The organism is Pseudomonas farris, from assembly GCF_019145235.1.
Classification (GTDB): domain Bacteria; phylum Pseudomonadota; class Gammaproteobacteria; order Pseudomonadales; family Pseudomonadaceae; genus Aquipseudomonas; species Aquipseudomonas farris.
In genome coordinates this window covers 128159-140594 of the sequence record NZ_JAHSTV010000009.1, presented here as the reverse complement: position 1 = coordinate 140594, position 12436 = coordinate 128159, and the positions used below count along the sequence as shown (strand labels likewise).

General features: G+C 57.7%; 10 protein-coding genes. 6 read left to right on the top strand and 4 right to left on the bottom strand.

Going from position 1 to position 12436, the window contains the following annotated elements; genetic code table 11:
• Positions 1-110: 110 nt before the first annotated feature.
• Positions 111-1694 (bottom strand): peptide chain release factor 3, encoded by a 1584-nt coding sequence (locus tag KVG95_RS19745; protein ID WP_123721292.1) that lies wholly within the window; start codon positions 1692-1694, stop codon positions 111-113.
• Positions 1695-2021: 327 nt separating this feature from the next.
• Here KVG95_RS19745 and KVG95_RS19740 point away from each other — a divergent pair, with 327 nt between their 5' ends.
• Genes KVG95_RS19740 through KVG95_RS19725 form a run of 4 tightly spaced genes read left to right on the top strand, consistent with a single transcriptional unit; the run spans position 2022 to position 5472 of the window.
• Positions 2022-2738, top strand: a complete 717-nt coding sequence (locus KVG95_RS19740) for an ABC transporter permease (protein WP_007900385.1) — start codon at positions 2022-2024, stop codon at positions 2736-2738.
• A 20-nt stretch (positions 2739-2758) separates the two neighbouring features.
• Complete coding sequence (locus KVG95_RS19735) at positions 2759-3652, top strand: glycine betaine ABC transporter substrate-binding protein (protein WP_217857619.1); 894 nt, start codon at positions 2759-2761, stop codon at positions 3650-3652.
• A gap of 12 nt (positions 3653-3664) precedes the next feature.
• Positions 3665-4318, top strand: a complete 654-nt coding sequence (locus KVG95_RS19730) for an ABC transporter permease (protein ID WP_063341568.1) — start codon at positions 3665-3667, stop codon at positions 4316-4318.
• Positions 4315-5472 carry an osmoprotectant ABC transporter ATP-binding protein OsmV gene (locus KVG95_RS19725; protein ID WP_052965622.1) on the top strand — a complete coding sequence of 386 codons (1158 nt, stop codon included), beginning with the start codon at positions 4315-4317 and terminating at the stop codon, positions 5470-5472. Before KVG95_RS19730 ends, KVG95_RS19725 begins: the two co-directional genes overlap by 4 nt.
• 77 nt (positions 5473-5549) lie before the next feature.
• On the opposite strand, the gene KVG95_RS19720 is transcribed toward KVG95_RS19725, so the two are convergent.
• Positions 5550-6470 (bottom strand): hypothetical protein, encoded by a 921-nt coding sequence (locus KVG95_RS19720; protein WP_217857618.1) that lies wholly within the window; start codon positions 6468-6470, stop codon positions 5550-5552.
• A 614-nt stretch (positions 6471-7084) separates the two neighbouring features.
• Between KVG95_RS19720 and KVG95_RS19715 the strand changes: the two genes are divergently transcribed.
• On the top strand, positions 7085-8248 hold the full coding sequence (locus KVG95_RS19715; RefSeq protein ID WP_052965627.1) for a type III PLP-dependent enzyme: 1164 nt from the start codon (positions 7085-7087) through the stop codon (positions 8246-8248).
• Positions 8249-8390: 142 nt separating this feature from the next.
• On the opposite strand, the gene KVG95_RS19710 is transcribed toward KVG95_RS19715, so the two are convergent.
• Together KVG95_RS19710 and KVG95_RS19705 are read right to left on the bottom strand one after the other, a co-directional pair.
• A complete protein-coding gene (locus KVG95_RS19710) occupies positions 8391-9215 on the bottom strand; it encodes a tetratricopeptide repeat protein (RefSeq protein WP_217857718.1) in 825 nt (274 codons plus the stop codon).
• Between the two features lie 57 nt (positions 9216-9272).
• Complete coding sequence (locus tag KVG95_RS19705) at positions 9273-9953, bottom strand: Fe2+-dependent dioxygenase (RefSeq protein WP_052965629.1); 681 nt, start codon at positions 9951-9953, stop codon at positions 9273-9275.
• Between the two features lie 206 nt (positions 9954-10159).
• Between KVG95_RS19705 and KVG95_RS19700 the strand changes: the two genes are divergently transcribed.
• Positions 10160-12418: a TonB-dependent receptor gene (locus KVG95_RS19700; protein ID WP_217857617.1), complete on the top strand. Its 2259-nt coding sequence runs from the start codon at positions 10160-10162 to the stop codon at positions 12416-12418.
• Positions 12419-12436 lie beyond the last annotated feature (18 nt).

The window sequence follows — 12436 nt, the reverse complement described above, 5'->3', positions numbered from 1 at the left end:
TTGAATGAAAGGCCGCTTTCGCGAGCAAGCCCGCTCCCACAGTTGACCGAGGCGGCACAAAAAAACCCCGAGGCTTACGCATCGGGGCTTTGGGGGTTACGGCTCAGCGCTTAGTGATGCTCACGCGTCGCACGGAATTTCACATCCGGCCAGCGCTCTTCCATCAACGCCAGATTGACTCGCGTCGGGGCCAGGTAGGTCAGGTGACCACCGCCATCGACCGCAAGGTTTTCCACGGCCTTGACCCGGAATTCCTCAAGCTTCTTCTTATCGTCGCAATCAATCCAGCGCGCGGAATAAACAGTGATCGGCTCATACGAGCACTCGACCTTGTATTCCTCTTTCAAACGGCTGGCGACCACGTCGAACTGCAGCACACCGACGGCGCCGAGGATGATGTCGTTGCTGCGCTCGGGGAAGAACACCTGAGTGGCGCCTTCTTCGGCTAATTGCTGCAGGCCCTGACGCAGTTGCTTGGATTTCAGCGGATCACGCAGACGCACGCGACGGAACAGTTCCGGGGCGAAGTGCGGGATGCCGGTGAAGCCCAGGACTTCGCCTTCGGTGAAGGTGTCGCCGATCTGGATGGTGCCGTGGTTGTGCAGGCCGATGATGTCGCCGGCAAACGCTTCTTCCAGTTGCTCACGCTCGGAGGAGAAGAACGTCAGCGCATCGCCGATCCGCACGTCTTTGCCAGTGCGCACGTGGCGCATTTTCATGCCTTTTTCGTACTTGCCGGAGCAGATCCGCATGAAGGCGATGCGGTCGCGGTGTTTCGGGTCCATGTTCGCCTGGATCTTGAACACGAAGCCGGTGAATTTCTCTTCAACCGGTTCCACGGTGCGTTCGTTGGCGACACGGGCCAGCGGTTTCGGCGCCCAATTGACCACGGCGTCGAGCACGTGATCGACACCGAAGTTGCCCAGTGCGGTACCGAAGAATACCGGTGTCAGCTGGCCATCGAGGAATTCCTGCTGATTGAATTCGTGGCAGGCGCCCTGCACCAGTTCCAGCTGATCAACGAAGCGATCGTACTCATCGCCCAAATGCGCACGGGCTTCATCGGAGTCGAGCTTCTCGATGATTTTCACGTCGGTGCGCTCGTGGCCGTGACCAGCGGTGTAGACGATGATGTAGTCGTCGGCGAGGTGATAAACACCCTTGAAATCGCGGTAGCAACCGATCGGCCAGGTGATCGGCGCCGCCTTGATCTTCAGGACCGCTTCGATTTCGTCGAGCAGTTCGATCGGGTCACGAATGTCACGGTCGAGTTTGTTGATGAAGCTGACGATCGGCGTGTCACGCAGACGGCAGACGTCCATCAGCGCAATGGTCCGTGGCTCTACACCCTTACCGCCGTCGAGGACCATCAATGCCGAGTCCACTGCCGTCAGAGTGCGGTAGGTGTCTTCGGAGAAGTCTTCGTGGCCCGGGGTGTCGAGCAGGTTGATCATGTGATCGCGATACGGAAACTGCATAACCGACGTGGTAATGGAAATACCCCGTTGTTTTTCCATTTCCATCCAGTCGGAGGTGGCATGGCGGTCGGATTTTCGAGATTTCACCGTGCCCGCAATCGCAATCGCCTTGCCCATCAGCAAGAGCTTCTCGGTGATGGTGGTCTTACCGGCATCGGGGTGGGAAATAATGGCGAAAGTGCGGCGTTTCGCGACTTCGGCGGCCTGTTTGGTCATGGGAAATCGCCTGGCAGGTGATTCAAAAAAGGGCCGCGATTATAGCCCAACTTCATCGAAGAACCGAACCGTTGAGCACATTAGGGGTGGCCAAATGCTGCTTCAGATGGGAACCTTTCGGAGCGTGGAGGCGTCCACTCCCCTGTTACGGCTATTCGTCAGGGTTGAAAAATCAGCAAGTTAGCCTGACGAGGCTGCGCTTATGGCTCGATTTCATGCGGTTTCACGAGCATGAAGAGCTGCTTCTCGCGAACGTTGATTTCCCGGCAGCCAGGAATGGCATGCCACACGGGACTGCGTCCGCCGACTGAAAAAAGGAGTCCGCCTGTGGCTATTCGCTATGGCAAAGGGCTGATAGGAGGTGCGGTTGTCGTCGCCCTTCTGGCCCTGCTGGTCCATTGGATTGGCATCAACACGATCGAACAGTACCGCGACGATTTGTTGTTTTACCTGCAAGCTCATCTGATTCTCGTCCTCGTTTCCATGCTGGCCGCCCTTGTAGTGGGCATACCCGCCGGCATCTTCCTCAGCCGCCCGACCATGGTTGGACGCGCCGAACGCTTCATGCAGATCTTCAACATCGGCAACACCGTGCCGCCTCTCGCCGTACTGGCCATCGCCCTGGGGATCCTCGGCATTGGTAGCGGTCCTGCGATTTTCGCTTTGTTCCTCGCCTCACTGTTGCCGATTGTGCGCAACACCTATGAAGGACTGAAAAACGTCCAGGGTTCACTCAAGGAAGCGGCCGTTGGCATCGGCATGACACCGACGCAGGTGCTGTGGCGGGTCGAACTGCCGAACGCCGTGCCGATCATCATCGGTGGTGTGCGCGTGGCGCTGGCGATCAACGTCGGTACCGCACCGCTAGCGTTCCTGATCGGCGCCAACAGTCTGGGCAGCCTGATTTTCCCCGGCATCGCCCTGAACAATCAGCCGCAACTGCTGCTCGGCGCGGCATGCACCGCCCTGCTGGCCTTGCTGCTCGACGGCCTGGTGACACTCGCCAGCCGCCTCTGGCTCGAACGCGGCTTGCGCCCGTCTTAAGCCTCGGCAAAGGAATATTTATGAAGAAATTAAGCTTTTTAATAGGCTGCGTTCTGCTGTTCGCAGGATTTGCCCAAGCCGCTGAAACACCCGTGATCCGCATTGGTGCCCGGGTGTTCACCGAACAAACCCTGCTGGCGGAAATAACTTCCCAGTACCTGCGCACCAAGGGTTACGACACCCAAGTGACCGGCGGTCTGGGCAGCAATCTGGCTCGTAGCGCCCACGAAAGTGGCCAGCTGGATTTGATGTGGGAATACACCGGCGTGTCGCTGGTGGCTTACAACCACGTCACCGACAAGCTCGACAGCGCTCAGTCCTACGCCCGAGTGAAAGAACTCGACGCGAAAAAAGGCCTGGTCTGGCTCACCCCGTCGAAGTTCAGCAACACCTACGCCCTGGCCCTGCCGGAAAACACCGCGAAGGCTTACCCACAGATCAACACCATGAGCGAGCTGAACACGGTGCTGCAGGCTGAGGCGAAGACCCATCACCTCGTCGCCCTGGACACCGAGTTTGCCAACCGTTCCGACGGTCTCGATGGCATGGTGGATCTCTACGGCATGAACCTGACCCGCAACAACATTCGCCAGATGGATGCCGGGCTGGTCTACACCGCGCTGCGCAATGGCCAGGTGTTCGCCGGTCTGGTTTACACCACCGACGGTCGTTTGAACGCCTTCAAGCTCAAGTTGCTGGAAGACGACAAGCATTACTTCCCGGACTACACCGCCGCGCCGGTGGTGCGTCAGGTTTACCTCGATGCCCACCCGAAACTCGCCGAAGAGCTCAAGCCGCTGGCCCAACTGTTCGACGACGCCACCATGCGTGCCCTGAATGCGCGGGTCGATGTCGATCACGAAAGTCCTTCATCCGTTGCTGCAGATTTCCTGCGCCAGCACCCCATCAACTGAGGAGGAAAAGCCATGGAATTTCTGAACGCCTTTTCCCATCTCGATTGGCCGCAGGTTTTGCACCTGACCTGGCAGCACATCACCTTGGTCGGCATCGCGGTGACGTTAGCGATTGTGGTCGGCGTGCCGCTGGGCATCCTGATGACCCGCTTCCCGACACTGGCCGGCCCGTTGCAAGCCAGCGCCACAGTGTTACTGACCGTGCCGTCGATTGCGCTGTTCGGCCTGCTGCTGCCGTTCTACTCGAAATTCGGCCAGGGCCTCGGCCCGATGCCGGCGATCACCGCAGTGTTTCTGTACTCGTTGCTGCCGATCATGCGTAACACCTATTTGGCGCTGACCGGCGTCGAACCGGGCATTCGCGAAGCAGCGCGTGGCATCGGCATGACCTTCGGCCAGCGCTTGCGCATGGTCGAACTGCCCATCGCGGTGCCGGTGATCCTCGCCGGCGTGCGCACCGCCGTGGTCATGAACATCGGCGTGATGACCATCGCCGCGACCATCGGCGCCGGTGGCCTCGGTGTACTCATTCTCGCTTCCATCAGCCGCAGCGACATGTCGATGCTGATCGTCGGCGCCGTGCTGGTCAGTCTCCTGGCCATCTTCGCCGACCTGCTTCTGCAATGGCTGCAACGCACGCTGACTCCAAAAGGACTGCTCAAATGATCGAACTTCAAAACCTCAGCAAGACCTTCCAAAGCAACGGCAAAGATGTGAAAGCCGTGGACTCGGTAAGCCTGACCGTCAATGAAGGCGAAATCTGTGTGTTCCTGGGGCCATCGGGCTGCGGTAAAAGCACCACGCTGAAGATGATCAACCGCCTGATCAAGCCTACCTCGGGCAAGATCCTGATCAACGGCGAAGACACCACCGACCTCGACGCCGTGACCCTGCGTCGCAACATCGGCTATGTGATCCAGCAGATCGGTTTGTTCCCGAACATGACCATCGAAGAAAACATCACCATCGTTCCGCGCCTGCTCGGCTGGGACAAACAGAAATGCCACGACCGTGCCCGCGAGTTGATGAGCATGATCAAGCTCGAACCCAAGCAGTATCTGACTCGCTATCCACGTGAATTGTCCGGTGGCCAGCAGCAGCGGATCGGCGTGATTCGCGCACTGGCGGCGGATGCGCCGCTGTTGTTGATGGACGAACCGTTCGGCGCGGTCGACCCGATCAACCGCGAGATGATTCAGAACGAGTTCTTCGAGATGCAACGGGCGCTGAACAAGACCGTGATCATGGTCAGCCACGACATCGACGAAGCAATCAAGCTCGGCGACAAGATCGCGATTTTCCGCGCGGGCAAACTGCTGCAGATCGACCATCCGGACACGCTTCTTGCGCACCCGGCGGATGACTTTGTCAGCAATTTCGTCGGCCAGGACAGCACCCTCAAACGTCTGTTGCTGGTGAAAGCCGAAGACGCGGCGGACAACGCACCCTCGGTGAGCCCGGGAACTCCGGTGGCCGAAGCGCTGGAATTGATGGACGAACTGGACCGTCGCTACGTGGTGGTTACCTGCGCCGAGAACAAGGCCTTGGGCTACGTGCGCCGTCGCGACCTGCACCGCCAGACCGGCACCTGCGCGCAATACCTGCGCGAGTTCAACGCCACTGCGGTGTACGACGAGCATTTGCGCATCCTGCTGTCGCGCATGTACGAGTTCAACCGCTCGTGGCTGCCGGTGATGGATGCCGAGCGGGTGTTCCTGGGTGAGGTGACTCAGGAATCGATTGCCGAATATTTGAGCTCTGGTAAGTCTCGTGGGGGCAAGACCAGCATTGTTTCGCCGGCCGAGACTGCTGTCGCCTGATCTGACGTCTTCGTGGGCAAGCCTCGCTCCTACAGGTTTTACACAGTACCTGTGGGAGCACGGCCCGGTTTATTCAATCAGGAGGAGATCGCCTGATCGTCGGGAATGAACTGGAAGATCACATTAGCAGTGGTCGTTTGCGGAAGCGTGATACGGATCATCGGGATCCAGATGCCGGTTTGCGTCTTGAAATCTCGCTGGTCGTATTGCGCCCCCGCCTTGCCGACATCATTGATGTAGAAAACTGCCTCGACCGGGAGGGTTTTACCCATATTCTGGGCCCATTTGGCCAGCCTGAATTCGTTCTGCGTATTAAAGGCAAAGGTTCCGCCCATTCCCTGCGCTTTGATTGCTTCATTGAAGGCAGTGGTTGCACCCTGATTCAAACTGTCGCGCACATTGAACCCGCACAAGAGGGAATACTTACTCGGAATACTATTGTAATGCGCGATATATTGGGCGGCGGTGTTAATACCCTGAGACTGACACTCCCTACTTGAAGGATAACCGGGTCTTTCACCACAGCCTTGTTCGCCCCGATTATCAGTCCCACCGTCCACCGGAAAGAAACACAATATTTCCGGATCCACTTTATCAACTGGCGCGTAAAACACCGGATAAAAGATAAAGCCATTATTATAGCCAAACACCAGTTTACTGAACTTGGCATCCGCCCGCAGATAGGAAAACGATACCCCGGTAGCTGCAGGATTCGGGTTCCAGAAGTGGAACTGGGTAGAGTGTTGGGTCGCGCGCAGCAGCACGCCCGAACACAGGAACGCCGGCGCGGAAGGGTTGTTTCGGCACATGTTCGCCTTATTGAGGTAGCGCTCCGTGAGGTATTGTGCGGTCACCGGGCCAGAAGCGGCCCCCACTGTATTGACTGCGCGGGACTCAACGGCCTGCCCGTCGAAACCAGATACATTGACCGGTGCATCTTCGTGACTCGCACAGCCGGCAACAACCAATGCAATCAGCAAGACAACTATTCTGTTCATACTCACGCACTCCGATGGATTAATATTCAAAAAACAATAAACACGCACACAGTTCCGCCAGACGCAGGGACAGACTGACATCACTGCGACATCATCCAAAAATCTAACTTAATCGCGCAAACAGAAGAATGCATGCCAATTAAAACAACAAGTAGAACTACCTTAATGAAACTCTTGCCATCCGACACCTGTTAAAACTAACAGTAATGATGTTATTGCCATACTTTATCGAGATTAAAAATGTCAGTGTTATCACCGACCGAGGTTCTGCGCCCATCGAAAATCGACTGCACGGGGAACATCAACCTGTCATCTGGGTCGGTTACATCAGTGACAGAGCAGCACCGCACGACGGAAGCGTGCAAAAACGCGACATTTTTTGTTGATCTCGAGCTCCTCACGCCCTAAAGTTCGCGCCGAACGTCCATGCTGGAAACGATCCATCCGGCTCAAGTACTGACGACGAGACAGCAAGGCCAAGGGAAAGCACCGCCTCCCGTGGCCTTTTTGCTTTCGGCGACATGCCTTGGGAAGTAGGCGAACCAAAGTGGGGATACGGAGGGCGTTCATTTGCACCCATTGATAATTTCAGTTTGCCAGTAGGAGTTCCCAGCATGTCGATCAACGTCGAAGACTATTTCGCACGCGATACCTTCCAGAAAATGAAGGCCTTCGCCGACAAACAAGAAACCCCGTTCGTGGTGATCGACACCGCGATGATCAGCCAGGCCTACGACGACCTGCGCGCCGGTTTCGAATTCGCCAAGGTCTACTACGCAGTCAAGGCCAACCCGGCCGTTGAAATCATCGACCTGCTCAAAGAGAAAGGCTCGAACTTCGACATCGCCTCGATCTACGAGCTCGACAAAGTGATGAACCAGGGCGTCGGCCCGGATCGCATCAGCTACGGCAACACCATCAAGAAATCCAAAGACATTCGCTACTTCTACGAGAAGGGCGTGCGTCTATATGCCACCGACTCTGAAGCCGACCTGCGCAACATCGCCAAGGCTGCTCCAGGCTCGAAAGTCTATGTGCGCATCCTGACTGAAGGCTCGACCACCGCCGACTGGCCACTGTCGCGTAAATTCGGCTGCCAGACCGACATGGCCATGGACCTGCTGATCCTTGCTCGCGACCTGGGCCTGGTGCCTTACGGCATCTCGTTCCACGTCGGTTCGCAGCAGCGCGACATCAGCGTCTGGGACGCGGCGATCGCCAAGGTCAAAGTGATCTTCGAACGCCTGAAAGAAGAAGACGGCATCCACCTGAAGCTGATCAACATGGGCGGTGGCTTCCCGGCCAACTACATCACCCGCACCAACAGCCTGGAAACCTACGCCGAAGAAATCATCCGCTTCCTCAAGGAAGACTTCGGCGACGAGCTGCCGGAAATCATCCTGGAACCAGGCCGTTCGCTGATCGCCAACGCCGGCATTCTGGTCAGTGAAGTGGTGCTGGTGGCGCGTAAATCCCGTACCGCCGTCGAGCGATGGGTGTACACGGATGTGGGCAAATTCTCCGGCCTGATCGAAACCATGGACGAAGCCATCAAGTTCCCGATCTGGACCGAGAAAAAAGGCGAGATGGAAGAAGTGGTTATCGCCGGCCCGACCTGCGACAGCGCTGACATCATGTACGAAAACTACAAGTACGGCCTGCCGCTGAACCTGGCGATCGGTGACCGCTTGTACTGGTTGTCGACCGGTGCGTACACCACCAGCTACAGCGCTGTTGAGTTCAATGGCTTCCCGCCGCTGAAGTCGTTCTACGTGTAAGAACCACGCGCAGAAATAAAAAAGCCCATGACGTGTCATGGGCTTTTTTGTGTCTGAACTTTCTACCGCGAAAAGCAGTTGATCGTTTCCACACTCTGCATTGGAACGATCATATGCCACTGACGACTTATCCTATTCGACTCTATTGGAGGGGCAACGGTAATGGATGATCAGTGCTCAAACTGTCTGCCCACGCCTGAACAATTTCATGGTCAAACACCCTTCCAGCATCAACGTCCGCCAAAGCCTCATGAGTAAGTCGACATTGCTCTGCGCCCAGTTGCATTGTCTTTTGACGGTACTCAATCGCCAAGGCGCGAATTCGCAGATCGGTTGCGCTCACCAGCGCCTTGCTCGCCACCCGCAAAAAATTCAGATTCCCGCCGTCCAGTGCCTTGTGCAGCCAACACAGCGCCTCGTCGATCTTGCCTTCATCCGCCAACACCGCTGCATAACTGAACTGCCCACGAAAATCCCCGCCGACCGCCGAGCGTCGATACCAGTCACGGGCTGCTTGCGGATCTACCGGGCAAACCCGGCCTTCTTCCAGATAACGCCCCAGCAGGTTCATCGACTTCGCGTGGCCCAATTCAGCTGCTTGCCGATACAGACTCAGCGCTTGCACCTGATCCTCGATCACCCCACGACCAGTAGCCAGCAGATTGGCGTAGTTGTACATCGCCCAATCCAGTCCGGCTTCAGCGGCAACACGATAATGCCCCTCGGCTATCGAAGCATCGGCGGTGCAACCCCAGCCATGTTCATGGCAACGGCCGAGCATGTTGCGCGCCATCAGATGACCTTGTCCGGCAGCGATCCCGAACCAACGCACGGCTAGCGCTTGATCCTGAGCGATACCCCGGCCGTCCAGCAGGATCTGCCCGAGCAACGCCTGAGCATCGAGCACGCCTTCACGGGCGGCGATCAGGATCGCCTGAGCCGCTCGCGCCGGGCTTTCTTCGAGCATCGATTTGAGGCGGTCGCCGTCGAGGATTTCCTCGCGGTGCAACCGAAAGTCCGTCACTTACACCTCGACCCAGCGACGCAACAGGTTGTGATAGGTGCCAGTCAGGCGGATCAATGAAGGATGGTCGGGCATGTCCTGGGTCAACTGTTGAATCGCCCCGTCCATCTCGAACAGCAAGGCGCGTTGGCTGTCTTCACGCACCAGGCTTTGCGTCCAGAAAAACGAGGCGTAACGGGTGCCGCGAGTGACGGCGTTGACCTTGTGCAGGCTGGTCCCGGGATACAGGACCATGTCACCAGCGGGCAATTTCACGCGCTGGGTGCCGAAGGTGTCCTGGATTTCCAGTTCGCCGCCGTCGTAGTCCTCCGGTTCACTGAAGAACAGCGTCGCCGACAGGTCGGTGCGCACTCGCTCGATGCTGCCCTTGGGCTGACGCACGGCGTTGTCGATGTGGAAGTCGAAACTGCCACCCGCCGTGTAGCAGTTCAGTAACGGAGGGAAGACCTTGTGCGGTAATGCCGCCGACATGAACTGCGGATTTTTCCACAATCGCTCGAGCATCGCCGCGCCGATTTCCTTGGCCAACGGATGCCCTTCCGGCAGTTGCAGATTGTGCTTGGCCTTGGCCGACTGGTAACCGGCGGTGATTTTGCCATCGGCCCAATCCGCTTGCATCAGGGCCTCGCGAATGCGCTGCACTTCTTCTTTCGCGAACACGCCGGGAATGTGCAGCAACATGGAAAGACACCTGAAGGCAAAGGGGCGCCAATGGTATTGATTCTTATTGTCTGTGTAAAACACGTGCGACGAATGAAACGGCAAAAACCGTAAAGGTAAATTGTAAAGAATGTAAATTAGTCGCGAATAGCAACGTTTCGCAATTGATACAGATACGTGTTTACCCTATATTCCGCGGCCTCAAATCCTTGGGGAGGGGAATTCACATGTCACGCCAACAACTACAATTAACGGTCAATTCACCGCGTTTGCTCGCGTCTGCAATTGGCGTGGCGATCACTGCCGGCTCTGCGGGCCACATGGTTTTCGCGGCCGAGAAGACCGGCGAAAAAGCACCTAACAATGCGATTTCCCTGGACGCGACCAGCGTTGTGGGCGAGCAGGATGACACCTCCTACAAGACCGATACTTCGGCCTCCAAGAAGTACACCGCGCCACTGCGCGAGACGCCGAAAAGCGTCACCGTGATCCCGCAACAAGTGATTCGCGACACCGGCGCTACCAGCCTGGTCGACGCCCTGCGCACTACTCCAGGCATCACCTTCGGTGCCGGCGAGGGCGGTAACCCGGCAGGCGATCGTCCGATCATTCGCGGCTTCAACGCCGAAAGCGACACATTCGTCGACGGCATGCGCGACCCGGCGTCCCAGAGCCGCGAGATCTTCAACGTTGAATCGATCGAAGTCAGCAAGGGCCCGGGTTCAGCCTTCACCGGTGCCGGTTCCACCGGTGGCAGCCTGAACCTGGTGAGCAAGACTCCCAAGCTGGGCAATTCCTACAACGGCGGCTTCACTTGGGGCTCGGACCAGACCAAGCGCACCACCCTTGATCTGAACCAGCAGATGACCGACACCTCGGCCTTGCGCTTGAACCTGATGAAGCACGAAGCCAATGTCGCCGGCCGCGATACCGTGGATGTCAGTCGCTGGGGTGTGGCGCCGTCCTTCGCCTTCGGCCTGGGCACCGATACCCGTTTGACCGTCGGCTACTACCACGTCGAGACCGACGACATGCCCGACTACGGCATCCCGTTGACCTTGAGCCCCAACCGCAGCAAGTACAACGTCGATAAACCTGCACATGTCGATCGCGACAACTTCTACGGCCTCACCGATCGCGACTATCGCCAGACCACCAATGACAGCGGCACCCTCAAGATCGAACACGATCTGAATGAAGACCTGACCGTATCGAACAGCTTCCGCATGTCCCGTTCGACCCTGGACTACATCCTCACCAACCCGGACGACAGCAAGGGCAACGTAGTCAATGGCAACGTATACCGGGGTGCGAAGAGCCGTAACTCGACGTCCAGCGGCTGGATCAACCAGACCGACCTGAGCGCCAAATTCAACACCGGCTCCATCGAGCACAGCCTGGTGACCGGTCTGGAGTTTTCCTATCAGGACACCCACAACCGTCCGTACGTCCTGACCTCCACCGCCAGTGGCACCCGCTGCAACCGCGCCCTGTTCAACTCCGGCGATTGCACCAGTCTGTACAACCCGACACCTGGGGATAACTGGAACGGCAGGATCACCGACAGCGCCGCATTCACTGACACCAACACCAAAACCGCCGCGGCCTATGTGTTCGATACCCTGAAGTTCAACGAGCAATGGTCCCTGAACCTGGGCCTGCGTTACGACAACTATCAGGTCGAATCCAGCGGCCACGCCAACGCCAGCAGCACAGCGCCAGCGAACGATTTCTCCCGTGCGAACACCAGCGACCTGGTGAACTACCAGATCGGCGTGGTCTACAACCCGTTGCCTAACGGCAGCATCTACGCGGCCTACTCGACCTCCAGCAACCCGGCCGGCGAAACCAGCGGCAACGGTGGCCTGGAACTGGCGGCGAACAACAGCCGTCTGGACCCGGAAAAGAACCGCAACTACGAAATCGGCACCAAGTGGGACTTCTTCGGTGACGATCTGTCGCTGACCGCCGCGCTGTTCCGCACCGAGAAAACCAACGCGCGGATCAACGATCCGGACGGCGGCACCACGCAAGTGCTGGACGGCGAACAGCAGGTCAATGGCCTGGAACTGAGCTACGCCGGCAAGTTGACCCGTAACTGGAGAGTCTTCGGTGGCTACACCTACATGGACAGCGAAGTGGTCAAAACCACCCTCGCCGCCGATGAAGGCAACCACATGCCAAACACCCCACAGAACAACTTCACATTCTGGTCGACCTACGACCTGGTGCCGGACAAGTTGACCGTCGGTGCCGGTGCGACCTATGTTGATTCCCAGTTTGGCAACGTCGCCAACTCGGTGGAGATCCCGTCCTACTGGCGCTACGACGCAATGGCCAGCTACCGCCTGACCAAGAACGTCGACCTGCAACTCAACGTGCAGAACCTGACCGACAAGCGTTATTTCGACCAGATACTCCAGAACCACTACGCCCACGTGGCGGCGGGCCGTACCGCCCTGCTGAGTGCCAACTTCCACTTCTGATAACAGAAGCGTGAAGGC